At 60.5% G+C, this 21,370-nt stretch carries 22 protein-coding genes; 15 read left to right on the top strand and 7 right to left on the bottom strand.

Annotation, left to right across the window (positions count from 1 at the left end; all coding sequences use genetic code 11):
- Window positions 1-10 precede the first annotated feature (10 nt).
- From BFN10_RS21515 to BFN10_RS21505, 3 genes are all read left to right on the top strand, one after another.
- Window positions 11-325: a hypothetical protein gene (locus BFN10_RS21515; protein ID WP_058425359.1), complete on the top strand. Its 315-nt coding sequence runs from the start codon at window positions 11-13 to the stop codon at window positions 323-325.
- Window positions 326-464: 139 nt separating this feature from the next.
- Window positions 465-1,064, top strand: a complete 600-nt coding sequence (locus tag BFN10_RS21510) for an FMN-dependent NADH-azoreductase (protein WP_071491348.1) — start codon at window positions 465-467, stop codon at window positions 1,062-1,064.
- Window positions 1,065-1,266: 202 nt separating this feature from the next.
- Entirely contained in the window at window positions 1,267-2,136 is an 870-nt protein-coding gene (locus tag BFN10_RS21505; protein WP_071491347.1) for a carboxylate/amino acid/amine transporter, read from the top strand.
- On the opposite strand, the gene BFN10_RS21500 is transcribed toward BFN10_RS21505, so the two are convergent.
- A complete protein-coding gene (locus BFN10_RS21500; RefSeq protein WP_071491346.1) occupies window positions 2,133-3,431 on the bottom strand; it encodes a mechanosensitive ion channel family protein in 1,299 nt (432 codons plus the stop codon). The two genes, BFN10_RS21505 and BFN10_RS21500, sit on opposite strands and share 4 nt — an antisense overlap.
- 193 nt (window positions 3,432-3,624) lie before the next feature.
- Here BFN10_RS21500 and BFN10_RS21495 point away from each other — a divergent pair, with 193 nt between their 5' ends.
- The gene (locus tag BFN10_RS21495) at window positions 3,625-4,971 is read left to right on the top strand and encodes a DEAD/DEAH box helicase (RefSeq protein WP_071491541.1); all 1,347 of its coding nucleotides are present in this window, start codon (window positions 3,625-3,627) and stop codon (window positions 4,969-4,971) included.
- A 50-nt stretch (window positions 4,972-5,021) separates the two neighbouring features.
- On the opposite strand, the gene BFN10_RS21490 is transcribed toward BFN10_RS21495, so the two are convergent.
- Window positions 5,022-5,297, bottom strand: a complete 276-nt coding sequence (locus BFN10_RS21490; RefSeq protein ID WP_071491345.1) for a hypothetical protein — start codon at window positions 5,295-5,297, stop codon at window positions 5,022-5,024.
- Window positions 5,298-5,451: 154 nt separating this feature from the next.
- Here BFN10_RS21490 and BFN10_RS21485 point away from each other — a divergent pair, with 154 nt between their 5' ends.
- From BFN10_RS21485 to copD, 5 genes are all read left to right on the top strand, one after another.
- A complete protein-coding gene (locus BFN10_RS21485; protein WP_071491344.1) occupies window positions 5,452-5,841 on the top strand; it encodes a transcriptional regulator in 390 nt (129 codons plus the stop codon).
- Window positions 5,842-5,966: 125 nt separating this feature from the next.
- Complete coding sequence (locus tag BFN10_RS21480) at window positions 5,967-7,673, top strand: copper resistance system multicopper oxidase (RefSeq protein ID WP_071491343.1); 1,707 nt, start codon at window positions 5,967-5,969, stop codon at window positions 7,671-7,673.
- 10 nt (window positions 7,674-7,683) lie between these two features.
- Window positions 7,684-8,499 carry a copper resistance protein B gene (locus BFN10_RS21475; RefSeq protein ID WP_071491342.1) on the top strand — a complete coding sequence of 272 codons (816 nt, stop codon included), beginning with the start codon at window positions 7,684-7,686 and terminating at the stop codon, window positions 8,497-8,499.
- A 53-nt stretch (window positions 8,500-8,552) separates the two neighbouring features.
- The gene (gene copC, locus BFN10_RS21470) at window positions 8,553-8,927 is read left to right on the top strand and encodes a copper homeostasis periplasmic binding protein CopC (RefSeq protein ID WP_071491341.1); all 375 of its coding nucleotides are present in this window, start codon (window positions 8,553-8,555) and stop codon (window positions 8,925-8,927) included.
- Window positions 8,924-9,778 (top strand): copper homeostasis membrane protein CopD, encoded by an 855-nt coding sequence (gene copD, locus BFN10_RS21465; RefSeq protein WP_071491340.1) that lies wholly within the window; start codon window positions 8,924-8,926, stop codon window positions 9,776-9,778. The genes copC and copD overlap by 4 nt, the downstream gene beginning before the upstream one ends.
- Here the strand turns inward: copD and BFN10_RS21460 are convergent.
- The 3 genes from BFN10_RS21460 to BFN10_RS21450 all read right to left on the bottom strand — a co-directional run bounded on the left by BFN10_RS21460 (window position 9,775) and on the right by BFN10_RS21450 (window position 11,805).
- Window positions 9,775-10,641 (bottom strand): DUF6279 family lipoprotein, encoded by an 867-nt coding sequence (locus tag BFN10_RS21460; RefSeq protein ID WP_071491339.1) that lies wholly within the window; start codon window positions 10,639-10,641, stop codon window positions 9,775-9,777. The genes copD and BFN10_RS21460 overlap by 4 nt on opposite strands.
- 65 nt (window positions 10,642-10,706) lie before the next feature.
- Window positions 10,707-11,429: a TorF family putative porin gene (locus BFN10_RS21455; protein WP_071491338.1), complete on the bottom strand. Its 723-nt coding sequence runs from the start codon at window positions 11,427-11,429 to the stop codon at window positions 10,707-10,709.
- A 196-nt stretch (window positions 11,430-11,625) separates the two neighbouring features.
- On the bottom strand, window positions 11,626-11,805 hold the full coding sequence (locus BFN10_RS21450; protein WP_003193095.1) for a hypothetical protein: 180 nt from the start codon (window positions 11,803-11,805) through the stop codon (window positions 11,626-11,628).
- A 323-nt stretch (window positions 11,806-12,128) separates the two neighbouring features.
- Here BFN10_RS21450 and BFN10_RS21445 point away from each other — a divergent pair, with 323 nt between their 5' ends.
- The 3 genes from BFN10_RS21445 to BFN10_RS21435 all read left to right on the top strand — a co-directional run bounded on the left by BFN10_RS21445 (window position 12,129) and on the right by BFN10_RS21435 (window position 15,057).
- Window positions 12,129-12,965 (top strand): CvfB family protein, encoded by an 837-nt coding sequence (locus tag BFN10_RS21445; RefSeq protein WP_017134857.1) that lies wholly within the window; start codon window positions 12,129-12,131, stop codon window positions 12,963-12,965.
- Window positions 12,966-13,017: 52 nt separating this feature from the next.
- Entirely contained in the window at window positions 13,018-13,416 is a 399-nt protein-coding gene (locus BFN10_RS21440) for a DUF2177 family protein (RefSeq protein ID WP_071491337.1), read from the top strand.
- Between the two features lie 198 nt (window positions 13,417-13,614).
- On the top strand, window positions 13,615-15,057 hold the full coding sequence (locus tag BFN10_RS21435) for an NCS1 family nucleobase:cation symporter-1 (RefSeq protein WP_071491336.1): 1,443 nt from the start codon (window positions 13,615-13,617) through the stop codon (window positions 15,055-15,057).
- Here the strand turns inward: BFN10_RS21435 and BFN10_RS21430 are convergent.
- Entirely contained in the window at window positions 14,969-16,174 is a 1,206-nt protein-coding gene (locus BFN10_RS21430) for an MFS transporter (RefSeq protein ID WP_071491335.1), read from the bottom strand. The genes BFN10_RS21435 and BFN10_RS21430 overlap by 89 nt on opposite strands.
- A gap of 103 nt (window positions 16,175-16,277) precedes the next feature.
- On the opposite strand from BFN10_RS21430, the gene ptrR reads away from it, so the two are divergent.
- The 3 genes from ptrR (at window position 16,278) to BFN10_RS21420 (ending at window position 19,891) form a co-directional block, all read left to right on the top strand.
- The gene (ptrR, locus tag BFN10_RS21425) at window positions 16,278-17,171 is read left to right on the top strand and encodes a putrescine utilization regulator PtrR (protein WP_071491334.1); all 894 of its coding nucleotides are present in this window, start codon (window positions 16,278-16,280) and stop codon (window positions 17,169-17,171) included.
- A gap of 142 nt (window positions 17,172-17,313) precedes the next feature.
- Entirely contained in the window at window positions 17,314-17,436 is a 123-nt protein-coding gene (locus tag BFN10_RS29900; RefSeq protein ID WP_003193089.1) for a PA1414 family protein, read from the top strand.
- A 364-nt stretch (window positions 17,437-17,800) separates the two neighbouring features.
- On the top strand, window positions 17,801-19,891 hold the full coding sequence (locus BFN10_RS21420) for an FAD-dependent oxidoreductase (protein ID WP_071491333.1): 2,091 nt from the start codon (window positions 17,801-17,803) through the stop codon (window positions 19,889-19,891).
- 64 nt (window positions 19,892-19,955) lie between these two features.
- On the opposite strand, the gene BFN10_RS21415 is transcribed toward BFN10_RS21420, so the two are convergent.
- On the bottom strand, window positions 19,956-21,338 hold the full coding sequence (locus BFN10_RS21415; protein ID WP_071491332.1) for a sodium:solute symporter family protein: 1,383 nt from the start codon (window positions 21,336-21,338) through the stop codon (window positions 19,956-19,958).
- Window positions 21,339-21,370: the final 32 nt, after the last annotated feature.

Below are 21,370 nucleotides of genomic sequence, written 5' to 3'. Positions count from 1 at the left end.
AGACTGCCGAATGAGAAAATTCTGTTGTGTGTTGCTGGCGCTGCTGCCGATGAGTGCGTTTGCCTACCCCATTGACGTGACCAAGAAGATCGACGGCGTGAGCATCGATTACACCGCCTCTGACGTGGACGGCGACATCAGCTCGATCCAACTCAATAACTACGGCACCCACGATGCCGTGTGCTCGGTAACCTTCACCAACGGCCCGGAATCGCCGCGTCGCCGCACGGTCACGGTGCCGGCGGGCAAAAGTACCAACACCACGGTCAAGTTCAACCGCGCCATTATCAAGATGCGTATTGCCCTGGCCTGCACGCCGAAATAAGCCGAGAGCGGAGCATGCTCCGCCTTTGAACAAATTTATAGATGGGTTATAGCAGTTTTTTGCGCTTTTTAATCGAATTGGCTCTGTTTAATCTTCACTCCATCGACTCACAGCAATTACAGATGGAGCCTACAACGCCATGTCCAACGTTCTGATCATCGAAAGCAGCGCTCGCCAGCAGGATTCGATTTCCCGCCAACTGACCCAGCAATTCATCAGCCAATGGCAGGCCGCTCACCCGACAGATCAGATCACCGTGCGTGACGTGGCGCTCAACCCGGTTCCACACCTGGATGCCAACCTGCTCGGCGGCTGGATGAAGCCGGCCGATCAGCGCAACGCCGACGAACAGGCGTCCCTGGATCGCTCCAACGCATTGACCGACGAATTGCTCGCCGCCGACGTCCTGGTGATGGCTGCGCCGATGTACAACTTCGCAATCCCCAGCACCCTCAAAGCCTGGCTGGACCACGTGTTGCGTGCGGGTGTGACCTTCAAGTACACCGCCACCGGCCCTCAGGGTCTGCTGACCGGCAAGCGCGCCATCGTGCTCACCGCTCGCGGCGGCATCCACACCGGCGCCAGCTCCGATCACCAGGAACCGTACCTGCGTCAGGTCATGGCCTTCATCGGGATTCATGACGTTACGTTCATTCATGCCGAAGGGGTGAACCTGAGCGGTGACTTCCAGGAAAAGGGCATCAACCACGCCAAGGCGCTGTTGGCCCAGGTGGCTTGATCCTTTAATCGTCACATAATCGCGCAGTGTTTATATCGCTCCACGCCAACCCTTCAAGTACGCGTAACGAACCTCCCTTTGCACTTTTGCTCCTGAGTGCTACCGCCCGACTGACGCTTTAGCGAGGTCGGGTTTTTTTTGCCCCGAGTTTCTTCAACCGTCGAAAACCTTTAATGTCCCGCCCATTCGAAACGAGGCGCGCATGGGCTACTTACTGGTTGTTACCCTGATTCAGGCATTTTCCTTCAGCTTGATCGGCGAATACCTCGCCGGTCACGTCGACAGCTACTTCGCCGTGCTGGTGCGTGTGCTGCTGGCCGGGCTGGTGTTCATCCCGCTGACCCGCTGGCGCTCGGTGGAGCCGGCCTTCATGCGCGGCATGCTGGTGATCGGCGCGCTGCAGTTCGGCGTGACCTACGTGTGTCTGTACTTGAGCTTTCGTGTGCTCACCGTGCCGGAAGTGCTGCTGTTCACCATTCTCACGCCGTTGCACGTGACCCTCATCGAGGACGCCCTCAACCGTCGCTTCAACCCCTGGGCACTGGTCGCCGCACTCGTGGCGGTAGCAGGCGCAGCGGTGATTCGCTTCGACCAGATCACCCCGCATTTCCTTGGCGGTTTCCTGCTGCTGCAATTGGCCAACTTCACCTACGCCGCCGGCCAGGTGATGTACAAGCACCTGGTGGCGCGCTACCCGAGCACTCTGCCGCACTACCGGCGCTTCGGCTACTTCTACCTCGGCGCGTTGCTGGTGGTATTGCCGGCGTTCCTGCTGTTCGGCAAGGCTGACTTCCTGCCGGAGGCGCCGCTGCAATGGGGCGTGCTGGTGTTCCTTGGCCTGGTCAGTACGGCGCTGGGCATGTACTGGTGGAACAAGGGCGCCTGCCTGGTGCAGGGTGGCACCCTGGCGGTGATGAATAACCTGCATGTGCCGGTGGGGTTGCTGCTGAATTTGCTGATCTGGAACCAGCATGAGCCGCTGGGACGGTTGGCGTTGGGTGGGGTGGTGATTCTGGGGGCGGTGTGGATCAGTCGGTTGGGCGTGAAGGCGCCCAACCGCTCCCTGGTTTAGCCAGCGTGACTTTCAGGGGCCGGCAAATGACTGGCCCCCAATACCGCCGGCAACACCCCGGCGCGCAAGTCATTGCCACTCGGCTGCTGATACAGACTCAAGCCAAATTCCGGCAACACCGCCAGCAGGTAATCAAAGATATCCCCCTGGATCCGCTCGTAATCGGCCCATGCCGTGGTGCGGGTGAAGCAGTAGATTTCCAGCGGCACGCCCTGGGCAGTGGTCTGCATCTGGCGCACCATGCAGGTCATGTTCGGCTGGATGTCCGGGTGGCTTTTCAGGTAGGCCAGGGCATAGGCGCGGAAGGTGCCGAGGTTGGTCATGCGGCGGCGGTTGGCCGACAGTTGCGCGCTGTGGCCCTGGGCTTCGTTCCAGGCCTTGAGTTCGGCCTGTTTTCGCCCGATGTAGTCGGTGAGCAGGTGCACCTGGGTCATGCGCAGTTCTTCGTCGTCGCGCAGGAAGCGCACGCCGCTGGCGTCGATGAACAGGCTGCGCTTGATGCGGCGCCCGCCGGAGGCCTGCATGCCGCGCCAGTTCTTGAACGACTCGGACATCAGGCGCCAGGTGGGGATGGAAACGATGGTCTTGTCGAAGTTCTGCACCTTGACCGTGTGCAACGTGATGTCCACCACATCACCATCAGCGCCGACTTGGGGCATTTCGATCCAGTCGCCGACCCGCAGCATGTCGTTGCTGGTCAACTGCACGCTGGCGACGAACGACAGCAACGTGTCCTTGTACACCAACAGGATCACCGCCGACATCGCACCCAGCCCCGACAGCAGCAACAGCGGCGAGCGGTCGATCAGGGTGGCGACGATGATGATCGCGCCAAACACGAACAGCACCATCTTCGCCAACTGCACATAGCCCTTGATCGAGCGGGTGCGCGCGTGTTCGGTGCGGGCGTAGATGTCCAGCAGGGCGTTGAGCAGGGCGCTGATGGCCAGCACCAGGAACAGGATGGTCAGCGCCAGGGCCACGTTGCCGATGAACAGGATGGCGGTCTTGCTCAGGTCCGGCACCAGGTATAGGCCGAACTGGATCACCAGTGACGGCGTCATCTGCGCCAGGCGATGGAAGACCTTGTTGTGCCGCAGGTCGTTGAGCCAGTGCAGGGACGGTTGCCGGCCAAGCAGTTTGACGGCGTGGAGGATGAGGTAGCGTGCCACCCGTCCGAGCACCAGGGCCACCACCAGCAACACCAGCAAGCCGAGGCTGGCGTGCAGCAGCGGGTGTTCGTCGAGGGCGCCCCAGAGGTCCTGGGCGTTGAGCCAGAGCTGTTTGATATCCATGGGTGAAACCGATTCTTCTGTGGGACAAGACGGGGCGATTAGAGCATTTAAGTGCAACAAAGTTGACGCCATGGACAAATGTCCTGACAAAAAAGCGGCCGATTCACACCGTTCACGTAAAGAAACTCGGTTTGGGCGCCCGAAACCGGTAACCTATGCAGCTGATTTTTTGTATTTCTTCGAGGTAGCACCCGTGTTTTCCCAATTCGCCCTGCACGAACGCCTGCTCAAAGCCGTGGCCGAGCTTAAATTTGTCGAGCCTACGCCTGTGCAGGCAGCGGCCATCCCGCTCGCGCTCGAAGGGCGTGACCTGCGGGTGACAGCTCAAACCGGGAGTGGCAAGACCGCCGCTTTTGTCCTGCCTGTGCTGAACCGCCTGATCGGTCCGGCCAAAGTGCGCGTCAGCATCAAGACCCTGATCCTGCTGCCGACCCGCGAGCTGGCCCAGCAGACCTTGAAGGAAGTCGAGCGCTTCTCCCAGTTCACCTTCATCAAGTCCGGCATCATCACCGGCGGTGAAGACTTCAAGGTCCAGGCCGCCATGCTGCGCAAGGTGCCGGACATCCTGATCGGCACCCCGGGGCGCATGATCGAGCAGCTCAACGCCGGCAACCTCGACCTCAAGGAAGTCGAAGTGCTGGTGCTGGACGAAGCCGACCGCATGCTCGACATGGGCTTTGCCGACGATGTACAGCGCCTGGTGGGCGAGTGCGTCAACCGCCAGCAGACCATGCTGTTCTCCGCCACCACCGGCGGTTCCACCCTGCGCGAGATGGTCGCCAAGGTGCTGAACAATCCTGAGCACCTGCAGGTCAACAACGTCAGCGACCTGAACGCGACCACGCGCCAGCAGATCGTCACCGCCGACCACAACGTGCATAAAGAGCAGATCCTCAATTGGCTGCTGGCCAACGAGACCTATCAGAAAGCCATTGTGTTCACCAACACCCGCGCCGCCGCCGACCGCATCTACGGCCGCCTGGTGGCCCAGGAATACAAGGCGTTCGTGCTGCACGGCGAGAAAGACCAGAAGGACCGCAAGCTGGCCATCGACCGCCTCAAGGCCGGCGGCGTGAAGATCCTGGTGGCCACCGACGTTGCCGCACGCGGCCTGGACGTGGACGGCCTGGACCTGGTGATCAACTTCGACATGCCCCGCAGCGGCGACGAATACGTGCACCGTATCGGGCGTACCGGGCGTGCCGGCAACGATGGCCTGGCCATCTCGCTGATCTGCCACGGCGACTGGAACCTGATGTCGAGCATCGAGCGCTACCTCAAGCAGTCGTTCGAGCGCCGTACCATCAAGGAAGTCAAAGGCACCTACACCGGGCCGAAGAAGGTCAAGGCCTCGGGCAAGGCCGTTGGCGTGAAGAAGAAAAAGACCGACGCCAAGGGCGACAAGAAGAAAACCGGCGCCAAGTCGCCCACCAAGCGCAAGATCGCCAACCGGCCTAAGACCGACAACCTGTCGCTCGTCAGCAAGGACGGCATGGCACCGCTCAAGCGCCGCAAGCCGCAAGCCCCGGCTGCCGAATAAAGGCGCGGGTGATGTGAAAAACCGGACGATTGTCCGGTTTTTTTATGCCCTCAGTCTTTGGCTTTGGCGGCGGCTTCCTTGAGTTCCTTGAGCCGGGCGTCGATCAACTGGCATTTGTCGGGGAACTCCGCGCTTTGCGTATCCAGGTCCATCTTCTGCAGTTCGTCGTTGATCTCCTTGGCCTTGGTCGGATTCTGCTCGGTCAGCCTGGTCACTTCCTGAGCCAATTGCTCGCGCTTGCTCGTGGCTTCGTCGGGCGTACAGGCCCAGGCGGGCAGGGCGCTCAACAGCGCGGCCGCGACGGCCAGGTTCATCAGGGTTTTCATGGGCACACCTCCTTGGCGGATATGAGCTGTTGAGGCCGCGAACGTCTGGAAAGTTCAGAGAAATAACGTCCGTCTATTCGGCTGAACGGTGACCGACAGGGCGTGTCACACCTTTAGACAGGCTATTTTCCACCCGCCTGCAGGAGGAATCAGGATGACGACTTACAACTGGGATCTGATCGAACGTCTGCTGCATGAAGTGCAGAACGGCGAGGGCAGCTTCGCCCCACGCAAATACGCCGAGCAGGAAGCGGCCGAGAAGGCCACCGCGGGCGAGCCCACCGGTAACCTGGACGCGCTCAAGAAGACCGCGGCAGATTATGAAGCGCTGTTGTTCAAGCGCGGCTTCATCGAGTCGCGCCCTGAAGAGGAGGGCGGCAATGGTGAGAATTTCATCCTGACTCCGCTCGGCGCGCAGCTGTTGGCGCTGATCGACAGTTCGATCCCGGGCAATGATCACCCGCGCCAGGTGCTGGACGAACAGGCGGATGCGCTGGACCCAACGACCTTTGCCGAAGTGGCCTCCAAGGCGCAGATCGCCTGACCCCCTACGCTCCGGCACCGAGTACGGTGCCGGGCGAAACTGTCAGATCGGTAATCTGCCGCTAAGCTGGCTGACAGCCGGCCCTGCCTAATCTGCTGCCATTCAACCCATGGAATTGAATCGGCATGCACTCCACCACTACCCGACGAACCTTCGTCAAAGGCTTGGCCGCCGGCGGCTTGCTCAGCGGGCTAGGGCTCTGGCGCAGCCCGGTCTGGGCGCTCACCAGTCCCGGCCAGCCCACCGTGCTGGCGGGTACCGAATTTGATTTGTTCATCGACCAGATGCCAATCAACCTCACCGGTCGCAACCGTACCGCGCTGACTATCAACGGCAGCCTGCCTGGCCCCTTGCTGCGCTGGCGCGAAGGCGACACGGTCACCGTGCGCGTGAAGAACCGCCTGGCCGAGCCGACGTCGATCCACTGGCACGGCATTCTCCTGCCGTCGTCCATGGACGGTGTGCCGGGCTTGAGCTTCAAGGGCATCGAGCCGGGTGGGATGTTTGTCTACCAGTTCACGCTCAAGCAGCACGGCACCTACTGGTACCACAGCCACTCGGGGTTTCAGGAGCAGCAGGGCGTGTATGGCCCGTTGGTGATCGATCCCAGGGAGCCCGAGCCCTTCACTTACCAACGTGACTACGTGGTGATGCTGTCGGACTGGACCGATGAAGACCCGGTTGCGCTGATGAAAACCCTCAAGAAACAGTCCGACTACTACAACCTGCACAAACCCACCGTGGGCGATTTCGTGCGGGATGTGGGCAAGCAGGGCTGGTCGGCCACCGCCGCCGATCGCCTGATGTGGGCGCAGATGAAGATGAACCCCACCGACCTGGCCGACGTCAGCGGCGAGACCTACACCTACCTGCTCAACGGCCAGCCACCGGAACGCAACTGGACTGGCCTGTTCCGGGCGGGCGAGACCCTGCGCCTGCGCTTCATCAACGGCTCGGCGATGAGCTATTTCGATGTGCGCATCCCGGGGCTGAAAATGACGGTGATCGCCGCCGATGGCCAGCCGGTGCAGCCAGTGAGTGTCGATGAGTTCCGCATTGCCGTGGCGGAGACCTTTGATGTGCTGGTCGAACCTACCGCGGCCGCCTACACCCTGTTTGCGCAGTCGATGGACCGCAGTGGTTACGCCCGCGGCACGCTGGCCCTTCAAGCGGGAGCAATCGCGTCGGTGCCGGCGCTGGACCCGCGCCCCTGGATCACCATGGACGACATGGGCATGGGCGGCATGGACCACGGCGCCATGGCGGATATGCCGGACATGGCGGGCATGGATCACCGCGCCATGTCGATGCAGGCCCATCCGGCCAGCGAGCAAGGCAACCCGCTGGTGGACATGCAGGCCATGAACCCGGTGCCCAAACTCGACGACCCCGGCATCGGCCTGCGCAACAACGGCCGGCGTGTCCTGACTTACGCCGACTTGCGCAGCACCTTTGAAGACCCTGACGGCCGCGACCCCAGCCGCACCCTTGAGCTGCACCTCACCGGGCACATGGAGAAGTTCGCCTGGTCGTTCAATGGCGTGAAGTTCTCCGACGCCGAACCCTTGCAATTGACCTATGGCGAGCGGGTCCGGCTGGTGCTGGTCAACGACACCATGATGAGCCATCCCATTCATCTGCATGGCTTGTGGAGTGATCTGGAGGATGAAAACGGCCAGTTCCAGGTGCGCAAGCACACCATCGACATGCCGCCGGGCTCGCGGCGCAGCTACCGGGTAACCGCCGATGCGCTGGGGCGCTGGGCCTATCACTGCCACCTGCTGTACCACATGGAAATGGGCATGTTCCGAGAGGTGCGCGTGCATGAGTAAGGACGCAAGCATGAGCCATCGTGTTTTATTCGCCTTTATCGGGCTGGCGTTCGCTCCGTTGGTGCAGGCCGACGAGTTCCAGGGCATGAGCCCGGCGACACCGGCGCTCACCGAGAGCCGGACACCGATCCCGGCGCTGACCGATGCTGATCGCGCGGCGGTGTACAACGCCCCCGGTGGGCACAGGGTTCATGACAGTGGCGTCAATTCGCTGCTGCTGATCAACCAGTTGGAATGGCAGGGCGGTGACGGTGCAGGCGCGCTGAACTGGGACATCAAAGGCTGGGTTGGCGGCGATATCGACCGTCTGTGGCTGCGCAGTGAAGGCGAGCGCAGTGCCGGCCGCACTGAAAGTGCCGAGGTCCAGGCCTTGTGGGGGCACGCCATCAGCCCGTGGTGGGACCTGATGGGCGGCGTGCGCCATGACTTCAAACCGGGCGACGGCCAGACCTGGGCGGCGTTCGGCGCCCAGGGCATGGCGCTGTACAACTTCGAAGCCGAAGCCACGTTGTTTGTCGGTGAGGCGGGTCGTACCGCTGCTCGCCTGGAAGGCGACTACGACATCCTGCTGACCAACCGGCTGATCCTGCAGCCCACCGCTGAACTCAACTTCTATGGACGCAACGATCCGCCGCGCGGCGTCGGTTCGGGCCTGTCGGACAGTGAGCTGGGTTTGAGGTTGCGTTACGAAGTACGCCGTGAGTTCGCGCCCTATGTGGGCGTCAGCTGGAACCGCAGCTACGGCCAGACCGCGCAATACGCCCGGGATGAAGGCGAAGACATCAGCCAATGGCGCTGGGTGGTCGGTGTGCGTCTGTGGTTCTGACGGTTTACCCATCCTATAACTCACTCGCCGCCATGAGCGGCCTGGAGCCTTGCATGTCATTGTTGAAAACTACTGTGCTGTGCGCCGGACTGATCACCAGCCTGGCGGTATCAGCTCATCCGAAGCTGCTGTCGTCCACACCATCGGATGGGGCCAAGGGGGCGCCACCCGCCGTGATTGAACTGCGTTTCTCGGAAAACCTGCTGACGCAGTTTTCTGGCGCCAAACTGACCATGACCGATATGCCCGGCATGTCTCAATCGCCGATGCCGGTGAAAGCCAGCGTCGCGGCCAGTACCGATCCCAAGGTGATGCTGATCAAGCCGGCGTCCGCGCTGACGGCGGGTACTTATCGGGTGGATTGGCGCGCGGTGTCGTCCGATACGCATCCGATCCTGGGGAATGTGATGTTCAGCGTCCAGCCATGAGTGAGGCGGTCTCGATATTCCTGCGTTTTGCGCTTTATCTGGATTTGATGCTGCTGTTCGGCCTGGGGTTGTTTGGCCTCTATGGCGACCGCGGCCTATTGAATCTGCAGCCGCTGTTGCGACTGGCGGCGTGCCTGGGCGTACTGCTGTCGGTGGCGTCGCTGCTGGTCATGACCCAGGCCATGAGCGGCGCTGAAGATTGGCAAACGCTGTGGCCGCACCTGCAGATGATGCTCTGGCAGACCGAGCTGGGCTGGACCTGGAGCTTGCGAATGGTGGCGTTGGTGCTGGTTGCGCTCAATACCGGACTGGCGCCGCTGTTCGGCGCGATTGCGCTGGTGACGCTGGCGTGGGCTGGACACGGCGTGATGCATGAGGGTACGCAGGGGTTGTGGCACGTCCTCAGCGACAGTGCGCACCTGCTGGCGGCGGCGGGTTGGGTCGGCGCGCTGGCTGCATTCGGGTTGGCGCTGAGGAGTACCTCGTTACCGGCGCTCCACAGGCTGGCCCACGCGCTGGCGGCGTTCGAGCGGATGGGCATGCTGTTCGTAGCGGTGCTGATCGGCACGGGCGTGGCGAATTATCTGTTTGTGGTCGGGCCGAACCTCGATGGCATCACCGGGGGCACCTACGCGCTCCTGTTGTGCGTCAAGTTGGGCGTGTTCGGTGTGATGCTGGGGCTGGCGGCGCTCAATCGCTCGCACTTCACGCCGTTGCTGCAACGCGCCCTGGCGGCGGGCGCCACTACCGTGGCAGTCAAAGCACTGCGTCGCAGCATTGCGCTGGAGTCTGCCGCAGTGGTGTTGATCCTGGCGCTGGTGGCCTGGCTGGGGACGTTGGCGCCCGGTTAGGACTGCGCGCTCTTCAAGCATTTAAGTGCCTGGAAATCACTGCGGACCTTGTCGATTTTCTGCGTGAGTTTCTGCCGTTGTTGCAGCGTACTTTCGGCCATCACATCGACAATCAGGCTGCGCGCCGCCGCTTCCGTCCGGGCATAGGCCGCTCTGTACTCCGGGGTCCACAGGCTTTCGCGGTCAACCAGCAACTGCTGGATCTTCTGCGGGAAATCGGCACTGCGGCGTTGTTGCACGGCGTCGATAAATTGCGCCTGCCAGCGGGCGCGGTTGCCGATCCATTCCCGGTTCTGCTCGCCCAGGGCGATGGACCACGCGGTTACGCGGTTCTGCTGGCTGGCGCTGAGCGGGCCTATCCAGGCGTCCAGGTGTTTATTCATGCGTTCGGCGCGCTCCTTGATCTGCTGTGCCAGGGGCGGCTTGAGGTATTCGTCCTGGCGTTTGCGCAGGTCCTTGGCCAGCGCGTCGTTCATGTCCTTGACCTGCTGATCATCCAGGCCCTGTAGCAGTTGGATGGCGGAGGGGGTGATCTCGTGGGCGATTTCGTTGATGGCCTGCTTGGCCTCGACGGTACGGGCCTGCAAGGCAGCGTCGGTGACCTGATTGTCATCGGCCATCCGCTGCAGGCGGTCCAGCCAATCCAGGTAACCCGGCAATTGCGTGGTGCAGTGCCAGGCCAGGTGCTGCTTGAGGGTGTCGTTGAACCAGCTCTTCTGCCCGGCGTTCATGTCCAGGTAGTCGTTGAGGGTCCAGGGGATGATCACGTCCAGGTTGCGGTAGGCCAGGCCCACGCGATTGCAGCCGGCGAGCACCAGGCTCAGGCTCAGTAATAGCACCAGTAGTTTGAGCCGACGCAGCATGGGCGGGTCCTTCGCAGAGTGGGTTATCACATGTGAACCCGCGGCGGTTGCAACAGTTCAGCCCATCAATAAAACGACCGCGCAGCCTTCAGCGTCAACAGGCCATCGCATTGCGAATTGTGTCCGGAGTAGGCCGAGCAATCCCCGCCGCTGAGGCTGGAGTCGCTGTAGATCAGGTTCAAGTCAACGCCCATCCACTCCCGGGAGAATTGCACCGACCAGTCGCTGAAGCTGCGAATGGAGCCGCCGTCCACCGAAACCGGAGTGCCCAACTGATGGGTGGTGTATTTCATACTGACGCCGATGCCAAACGGCTGCGTGCCACCGAGGTCGGCGAACAGGGTGCTGTCCTGGCGGTCCGGGTCGTTGCTGAAGGACGCCCCGAAGCGGTTGCCCAACAGGTTCAGGCCGCCGTAGAACTCCTGGCTGTCGAGGGGGCTGAGCTTGGGGTAGCTGTAGTGGATCAGGCCCACTTCGTAACCCAGGGTCTGGTCGAAGGGGTGTTTGAAACCCATGTAGGAATCGACTTCGAGGTTGCTGGACGAAGACAAGCCCATGTTGGGTGAAAACTGACCGAAATACAGGCCACTGTCGTGGCTCAGGTCCAGCCCGCCATGGAACGAGTCGCTGCCGGGGGAGGTGGGCTTGACCAGGCCCTGGGCCATGCTTCGGCTGGGCGTGGTGCCCAATTTCAGGTCGAAATCGCCCAATTCACGCTGGAAGACCTGCGCTTCGGCGAGGGGGCTGGCAACCAGGGCAAAGACCAGGAAGATGCAGGATTTGAACATGCTTCACTCCATGAAAAGCGAGGAGCAGTGACGGATGAAATCGGGCAGATGCCCGTGCTAGACGTGTGCAAGCATACCGGCGAATGGCAGGCGGTGAGGCCCGTTCGTCGATTAGAGGTATAGCGGGGGGACTTGGGGCTCTAGTCCTAGCGCCTTGAGAGTCAAGACGCTTAGGGACCAGGGGTATTGCGCGGTATTACTTTTTACCCAGGCTGATCTGCTTGGACGGGCCGAAAGTCTGGCCGCTTACGCCTTTGGCAATTTGCTGGATTTCGCCGCCGGACTTGAGGAACGCCGCAATCTGGCTGTTGATCGACTCGCTGGTTTCAACGGCGGGAGCTGGCTTTGCTTTGCTGTTGGATGCTTTTACGCGCATGGCGGCCACTAACCTGTAGAAAATTAACTTGGCCAGGCATCGTACATGAAATACTTGACAATTGCTTGGTAAATATCCCCCGGGAATAAGTGTCGGGTGTGGAAATAGCCAAAGTTTATCTTTGAGATAAGCCTCTAACTTACTGTTTTAACTCGAAACCACGGGGATGGAGGGCGTTCGGCAGCGCGGGAAAATTCAGTCCAGTGATCGGACGAGCGGGGCTGTGCCATTGGAAGGCCACGCCAGCCCGCGATTTTTCAGGCGCGCGCGCGTGGCGAGTGCAACTCGGGTAGAATGCCGCCCACGTAATGAGGGGTTTGGACATGGCTTTAGTCGGGCGCTACAACAGCTTGCAAGTGGTTAAACATACTAACTTCGGTTTGTACCTGGACGGTGCGCAAGATGGCGAAATCCTCTTGCCCAATCGGTATATCCCCAAAGATATTCCCAGTGAAGATGAAGACTGGCTCAACGTTTTCATTTATCTGGACAGCGATGACAAACTTATCGCCACGACTGAAAAACCCAAAGTTCAAGTCGGTGAATTCGCCAGTTTGAAAGTGGTGGAAGTCAACAGTATTGGCGTGTTCCTCGACTGGGGGTTGCCCAAGGATCTGCTGCTGCCGTATTCGGAAGAAAAGCGCCAGCTGACGGCCGGTGAATACTGCGTGGTGCATGTCTATCTCGACAAGCACACCAAGCGCATCACCGCCACCGCGCGCCTGGATCGCTACCTGGACAAGACTCCGGCCAACTACCAGGTGGGCCAGGAAGTCGACCTGCTGGTGGCCGAAGCCACGGACATGGGTTTCAAGGCGATCATCAACAACAAGCACTGGGGCCTGATCCACAAGAACGAAGTGTTCAAGTTCCTGCGCCCGGGCAAGGAAGAAAAAGGCTTTATCAAAGAGATCCGTGCCGACGGTAACATCAGCCTGAGCCTGCAACCGGTTGGCCAGGAAGCGGCCTCCAGCCTGAACTCGAAGATCCTTGCCAAGTTGCGTGAAAACAACGGCACGTTGCCGGTCAGCGACAAGAGCGACCCGGCGGTGATCAGCAACTTGTTCGGCGTGAGCAAGGGCAACTTCAAGAAGGCCATCGGTGCGCTGTATAAGCAGGGCCAGATTGTGATTCATGCCGATCGCATTGAACTAAGCTGAGTGCGTTCTGCTCTTCTGTAGGCGCCCATTGGCGTCTACAGAGGCCGCCTCAATGAATAAGAAAACGCTGTTCGCCTACCTCGGCACGTTGCTCGCCTTCCTGATCCTGGACGGCCTCTGGCTCGGCGTCATCATGGGGCCCACCTATAAGTCCCTGTTGGGTCCACTGATGCTGGATCAACCTCGGCTGTTGCCGGCAACGCTGTTCTATCTCCTTTATGTGCTCGGTTGCGTCGTGTTCGTGGTCTTGCCCAGCGCAAGCTGGCAACGCGCCGGCCGCCTGGGCGCCTTGCTCGGCCTGGTCGCCTACGGCACCTATGACCTGAGCAACTGGGCCACGCTGCAAGGTTGGTCCGCTCGATTGGCGATCATGGACATGGCCTGGGGGACGTTCCTGACCGCCGCATGCTGTACGGTGGGCTACCTGTGTGCACAACGAGTGCAACGCTGATTGTGTACAGGATATCTGTGCACCGTTGCTGAGCGTGGCGCCGCCCTATAGCCCGTTATCAGTCCCTTTGGAGCACCGTGCCAGAGGGATTGCGTTCAATTGGCACGCATTCTGCTGACTATCTCGTATACAAACCATGCCGCCTCCCGTATGCACCCCGTGACGGAAGCGCAGGCCGGTATTTCGAGGAGCCCAGCGATGACCGAACAATTGCCCAAAGGCTACAGCCCACGCCTGTACAACCAGGACTTGGGCCCGCTGCCGCAAAAGTGGAACTGGTACAACATCTTCGCCTTCTGGATGAGCGACGTGCACAGCGTCGGCGGCTACGTGTTCGCCGCCAGCTTGTTCGCCCTGGGGCTGGCCAGTTGGCAGGTGTTGATCGCCTTGCTCGTGGGGATCTGCATTGTGCAGTTGATCGCCAACCTGGTGGCCAAGCCAAGCCAGCAGGCTGCGGTGCCTTATCCGGTGATCTGCCGGCTGGCGTTTGGTGTGTTTGGCGCGAATATTCCGGCGGTGATTCGCGGCCTGATCGCCGTGGCCTGGTACGGGATTCAGACGTACCTGGCGTCGAGTGCCTTGATCATCGTGGTGCTGCGCTTCTTCCCACAGATGGCGGTGTATGCAGAGCCGCATTTTGCAGGCCTGTCCTACCTTGGCTGGTTTGGTTTCCTCAGCCTGTGGGTGTTGCAAGCGGCGGTGTTCTGGGCGGGCATGGAGTCCATCCGCCGTTTTATCGATTGGGCAGGGCCGGTGGTGTACGCGGTGATGTTTGCCCTGGCCGGTTGGATCGTGTGGAAGGCCGGTTGGTCGAACATCAGTTTTACCCTGGCGGAAAAATCCCTGTCGGGCTGGCAGGCGTTTGGCCAGGTCGTTGTGGCGACGGCGCTGGTGGTGTCGTACTTCTCCGGGCCAACATTGAACTTCGGTGACTTCAGCCGTTACTGCCGCAGCATGCAGGACGTACGACGCGGCAACTTCTGGGGGCTGCCGGTGAATTTCCTGGCGTTTTCCCTGGTGACCGTGGTGATTGTCTCGGGCACCTTGCCGGTGTTTGGTGAAATGCTGCATGACCCGATCGCGACCGTGTCGCGCATCGACAACAGCATGGCCGTATTGCTCGGGGCCTTTGCCTTCGTCACCGCGACCATCGGCATCAATATCGTCGCCAACTTCGTGTCCCCGGCGTTTGACTTCGCCAACGTCGCACCGAGCAAGATCAGCTGGCGCGCCGGCGGGATGATCGCTGCCGTGGCGTCGATCTTCATCACCCCGTGGAACCTGTTCAATAACCCGCTGATGATCCACTACACCCTGGACATCCTCGCGGCGTTTATCGGGCCGCTGTTCGGGATCCTGCTGGTGGATTTCTATTTGATCAAAAAACAGCAGATCGACGTGGATGCACTGTTCGATGACAGCCCCAGCGGGCGCTACTACTTCGACGGTGGCGTGAACTGGACGGCGGTCAAGGCATTGGTGCCCGCGACGCTGGTGGGCGTCGCGATCACCTTCACCCCGGCCTTGCAGGGCATGGCCAATTTTGCCTGGTTTACCGGGTGCTTCCTGGGTGGGCTGTTTTTCCTGGTACTGGCGCGGCGTGAACAGGTGCGTGTGCCTGCGCCGCTGGTTGTCGGCTGATCAACACCGAGCCCGCCACCAACAAGCCTGCCCCGGCGACCACCAACGCCGGTTGCAGGCCACCGCTCAGGTGGCTGCTGACCGACGCCAGCAACGGCCCGCTCAATTGGCCGATGGCAAAGCTGGCGGTCAACAGCCCGGTGCTGCGCTGGTAGCCATGGGGCGCGACGTCCCGCAACCGGGCCATCACCAACTGCATGCAGGCCAGGAACGGCCCGCCACACAGCAAGACCCCCAGTGCCAGGCCCCAGCCATTGCCCAGCAAGCAGGCAAACACCCCGGCCGCTTGCAGCCATAGCGTGGTCATCAGCCAGCGGCGTGTGGTGTTCGGGTCCTTGCGGCGCAGGGTCGCCACCACCACACCGATCGCGGCGGCCAGGCCGAAGCACGGCCAGAACAGGTCGGCCTGCCAGGCGCCTTTGAACTGCGCGTTGGCCATCTGTGACAGGAACGTCGCCGGGATGATGTAGCCCAGGCCGAACAGTACGTAGATCCAGCACAAATGCGCGATGCTGCCATTAATGCCTGCGTCGGAGTGGCCGCTAAGGGGGGCGGCGGCAGACGGCTTGGGCAGGAACGGCAGAATCGCCAGCAACATCACCAGCGCCACTGCGCCATACACCAGCCACAACGTTGCGGAGCTTTGCCCCAGCAGATTGGAGCCCAGCGCCAGCAAGCCCGTCAGCAAAATCCCCAGTCCCGGACCGGCAAACACCAAGGCACCCAGGCGCGGACGTCCGGCGGCAATCGCCAGTGGCTGGCTCAGGCTGGTGATCATCACCAATGCCCAGGCACTGGCGACGCCGGTGCCAAAGCGCAGCAACAGGTGTGGCCAAAAGCCATGGGCCCAGTACGACGCCAGGGTCAGCAGCACGCACAGCCATAAGCCGCCATACAACCGGCCACGGACGTGGTGATGGCTGCGCGCGAAGATCGAATCTACCGCGCCGACGAAGTAGCCCAGGTAATTGGCGGCGGCGATCAGGCCCGCACCGGTCAAGTCGATCTGCCCCTCGCTGAGCAGGTGCGGCATTTGCGGGGTGAGGGCGAAGCGGCCAATCCCCATCGCCATCATCAAGGCGACAAAGCTGGCAGTTAAGCGAATCAAGGGAGACATGGTCACATTTCCTGCGGCTAAGCGAATACCTTCAGGCTAAGGTGGATTGACTTTCTGTAGAATTGAATAATAGTGAGCAACTTGTTCAGTTTTGGAGAAAGTCATGGAGTTCAGTCAATTGCGCATTTTCCAGGCCGTGGCGGAAGAGGGCTCCATTACCCGTGCGGCTGACCGCTTGCACCGGGTGCCGTCGAACCTGTCGACGCGCCTCAAGCAAATGGAGGAGCAGCTCGGTGTAGAGCTGTTCGTGCGTGAACGCCAGCGCTTGCAGCTTTCTCCTGCGGGCAAGGTGCTGCTGGACTACAGCACCCGTCTACTGGCCCTGCATGATGAAGCCCATGGCGCCGTGCAAGGTGGGCAACCGGCTGGCGATTTCGTATTGGGCAGCATGTACAGCACGGCCGCGGTGCATTTGCCGAAGCTGTTGGCGGGCTATCACAAGGCTTATCCGATGGTGAACCTTCAGGTGCAATCGGCGCCCAGCGGGGAGTTGCTCGAAGGGTTGATCACCGGTCGCCTGGATGCGGCCTTTGTGGACGGCCCCATCACCATCGCCTCCCTGGACGGCATCGCCCTGTGCGAAGAACGTCTGGTGCTGATTTGCGAAGCCGATCATCCCCCCGTGCGTGGGCCTCAGGATGTAGCGGGGCGCTCGGTGTTCACCTTCCGTCGCAGTTGCGCCTACCGCACCCGCCTGGAGACCTGGTTCTCCCATGAGCGCGTGGCCATGGGCCGGGCGATTGAGATCGAGTCCTACCAAGGCATGCTCGCCTGTGTGATCGCCGGGTCGGGCGTGGCGCTAATGTCCGAATCGATGCTCGACAGCCTGCCTGGCAAGGACAGCGTGTCCGTTCATCCGCTGACAGGGCCTTTTGCCACTGCGACCACCTGGCTGATGTGGCGAAAGGGTATGCTCGGCGCTAACCTCAACGCATGGATCGACCTGCAGCAAGCCGGCAAGGCTGCGGTGGTGCAAGACACGCGCGCCATTGCTTGAGCGATCCGTCAGGATTTTGATGAATTCAGTAATAGTTCGTTGTGGTTTCGTTCAAGCAATACGTAGGACTTAGGGCTACTATCACTGTAGGAAAGGGCGACAGAACTTGCGCCTACTCGCATTACCCTCAAAGGGGGCAACCATGAAAGAGAAAATTCAAAACTGGCTCCATGACCTGGGTGTTGCACTGGGCTTGATCGAGCCTCCGCTGCAGCCGGTGCCGATTCGCACAGATGACGAGCAGCGTCGTCCACGTCGGCGATAAAACGCGACCTGTAAATCGCCTCAGAATCCATGTGGGAGCGGGCTTGCTCGCGAAGGCGGTGTGTCAGTCAACATTTTATGTACTGACACACCGCCTTCGCGAGCAAGCCCGCTCCCACAGTCGTTTTGTACCAGGCCAAAGAAATGTGCGACAGCTAACGTCGCCCCGTTTTAGGGTGAGCATCCGCCTCTCTTCAAGCGTTTTGACTAATGGTCAGAATCGGACTACCTGTCAGTCGGAATCAGCTGGCTTATCTAATTCTAGAAATACCCATAGCTTGAAATTCAAGCGCCTCTTCATAGCGCCCCAACGTTGTTGAGTGCCTCTTTTCGAGGTGTCAGTCAGAGTTGTTGGAGACAAAGCTATGTTGCTCTCTTCAGTTCCTCCGGTCGCCGCGTCACTCATCACCACAACCGATTGTGTTTTACAGGCTGCGCCTGTGTCGAAAAGCTGGAGGGCCGACGCGCCCAGAAACGTCGTGTTTCTTTCGCCGGCATTGACCAGGCAGGCGCTGCTGATACAGATCGCGCTCCTGCGTCCAACAACCATCATTGTTGGAGACCAACCCATCGATGCAGATGTCCTGGAGCAATGGCGTACCTCCCACCCCTTTGGAAACCTCTGTTTGATCCGCAGGGGGACGAGTTTGGACAAGATACGACAGGACCTGTGTGAATCCCACGCCATTCAAGTACTCAACACCCCAGGGGTGAATGCGCCGCATGTGGCCGCCTATATCCTGCGTTGGCTGAGACTGGCTGATGGTTCCATTCCCCGTGACGTGCGTGTACTGGGATACGGCAATGTGGGGAAAGAACTGGTCAACCTGTTGCTTGATCGAGATCCCGATGTTCGGATCAGAGTGCTGGTCCGGCCAGGTCGAGCGTCGGATACTCTCGGTAATGCCGCCTCCGACAGTCGAGTGTCATTTGTCGTGGACTGGTTCGAGGCCTTGGAGGGCGCCGCCGCTGTCGCTGTATGCGTATCCCTCAATGACGAGTCCGTTCATCGCCTCGATCGGGTCCTCATTCAGTGCCTGCACCGACAAGCCCGCCTGATCTGTGTCGCCAAGCCGGACGTCTTCAGCGACGGTGCGTTGCACGCCCTGGCCGAGGCTGAACATATTCAGCTGGTATTGGACTATGGGCCTGCGACACTGGATGAGTTCCGACAACGCACACAGAGGCTCGGCTGTGAGGTCTCCACTTGGTACAGGCCTGCGACGCTGACCACCCAGGCGTCAACTACCGAGGCCTGCCACCGCGACCTTGACTATGCCGTTTCAATACAACTGAGTTTGATGGCCTTGCGCGGTCTGGTGAGGCGTAAACTTGCACAGTCATTGACGCTCCCTTCTCTGCCCGCAGCGGCCAGTGCGCCGCGTGTTTCAATCATCGGCAGAGGCATTAATGGCCTGTTCCAGGCCGTGATGCTCCGGTTGGCGAATTATCAGGTCACGGTGTATGGGGGAAATCAGAAGAGCGATGGCGCCAGTCATAAGCCTGTAAACATGCGCCATATGTCGGCAACGGAGACGACTGCAAAGCCACTGCATAACGACTATCTACTTCCCGCCAATCAATATTTGGCTGTTGAGTGCAACCGTGCAGGTATCGAGCTGTTTGAAAAGTTTCTGGCTGACAACCCAACGCTGGCACCATTCGCGCGGGCTCGGGTAGTACGCGCTTATATGGACGACGCCAGCGGGGTAGAGACTGCGATACGCGAGCAACGCGATATAGAAAACAGACCTTGGCCGAGTGGCAAGCCAGGAGGTGAGCTCACAGAAATCAGTCAGCAGACGTTCTTGGAGACTTTTGGCGTTCCCGGGGTCGGTCGCGCTATTGAGGTGTCGGGCTACGATTTGGATTTTATCGATTTAAAGCATGAAATAGAGGTGCTGTTGCTGAACTCTGGAGTTCAGTTCATGCCTGGGCACCTGACTCCGATGCAAATTGGTGAGCTAAGCAGAGAACACTTCGTTGTTACTGCTATGGGGGTCGAGGAGTCAGAGATAATCGCCATCACTGGTTGGTTTTTCAAGCTGCGCGCAGTGGGTCATGAAGGCGCCGGGATACGCGGGCTCAAACTGCAGTACGATTTACCAATCGGGGTTATGAATTGCCGATTGGACGGAGACTGCATGCTTGTTTCCGGCGGGCAGGTTCCTCCTGATTCGGCGCCAGAACGCAAAGAGCAGATATTGGGGGCATGCTTGGCGGCTGTTTCTCGGCACTTTCCACAGTCCTACCGAAGGGCAATCGAACGTGGTGATTTACAAGTTATCGAATGTGCCAGGCCCGGCACCTCGGATGGGCTTTCGATAGTGCATTGGTCGGCCCACCACCACATCGCAGCCGGAGGAGCCTACGCCGCCGGCACAACGCAAGGACTGTTATGGGCCTCCCTGGTCCAGGAGATCATCCAGGCAAACCAGAACCTGGCGGTTGAATGAAAAAAACGGGCGCGACATCCGACGTCGCGCCCGCTGAAGAAACCCCTCTAAACCCCGCTGTCTCTCAAACCGCGCTGGCCGCCACGCCCTCTGGTCGACGCGACAACAAACTCACCACCACAAAGCTCACCAGCCCCACCGCCAGGCTGTAATAGATCGGCGTGTTCGAATCCAGCCCATCCTTGATCATGAATACCAGCGCGGTCACAAAGCCCAGCGTCATGGAAGTAATTGCCCCGGAGGTGGTGGCGCGCTTCCAGAAGATCGCGCCGATCAGCGGGATCAACATGCCGCCCACCAGCAGGTTATAGGCCAGGGTCAGGGCGCTGATCACATCGCTGACTACCAGTGCGATGCCGAGCACGGCAACACCGGTCAGCATCGTGAACAGGCGGTTGACGGCCAGGCTCGACTGTTTGCCGCCACGCAGGCGCGGCAGCAGGTCTTCGGTCAGTACGGTGGAGGCAGCGAGCAGGCCGGCGCTGGCGGTGGACATCATCGCCGCCAGTGCTGCGGCAATCACCAGGCCACGGATGCCATCTGGCAGCGAGGCTTTCACGATAGCGGCAAACGCATTGTTGACGTTGTCCAGGTCCGGGATCAGCACGTGCGCGGCCATACCGATCAGCGCACAGGCCAGGCCGTAGAGGATGCAGTAGAAACCGGCGAAGGTGCCGGCGTACTGGGCGACCTTTTCATCACGGGCGGTGAACACCCGCTGCCAGATGTCCTGGCCGATCAGGATGCCGAAGAAGTAGATCATGAAGTAGGTGATGATCGTGTCCCAGCCGATGGCGGTGAAGCTGAAGCTCGACGCCGGCAGCTTCGCGACCAACTCATCCCAGCCGCCGACGCGGTACAGGCAGATCGGTAGCAGGATAAACATCAGGCCGACGGTCTTGATCACGAACTGCACGATGTCGGTCAGGGTCAGCGACCACATGCCGCCGATGGTCGAGTACACCACCACCACGCCACCGCCGAGCAGCACCGAGATCCAGAACGGCAAGCCGAACAACACCTGCAACACAGTGCCGATGGCCAGGATCGACGTCACGCCGATCATCAGTGCATAAGCCAGCATAATCACAGCGCTGGCCTGGCGGGCCATGGGGTTGTAGCGTTTTTCCAGGACCTGGGTCACGGTGAAGATCTTCAGCTTCAACAGCGGCTTGGCCAGGAACAGGTTCAGCGCAATGATGCCCATGCCCAGCGCGGCACACAGCCAGAAGCCGGAAATGCCATGCACATAACCCAGGCGCACGGTGCCGACGGTGGATGCACCGCCCAATACCGTGGCGGCCATGGTGCCCATGTACAGCGACGGGCCCAGGTTGCGCCCGGCCACCAGGTAGTCTTCGTGGGTCTTGGCGCGGCGCATGCCGTAGTAGCCGAGCACGAGCATGCCGGCGGCGTAGATGAGTACGACGAATAAATCCAAAGCCATGACGGCGGTTCTCCGATTATCTTTTTTATGGG

Source organism: Pseudomonas extremorientalis (assembly GCF_001870465.1).
GTDB lineage: Bacteria > Pseudomonadota > Gammaproteobacteria > Pseudomonadales > Pseudomonadaceae > Aquipseudomonas > Aquipseudomonas extremorientalis.
The sequence above is the reverse complement of the archived record's forward strand: the minus strand, read 5'-3'. Positions and strand labels throughout refer to the sequence as shown.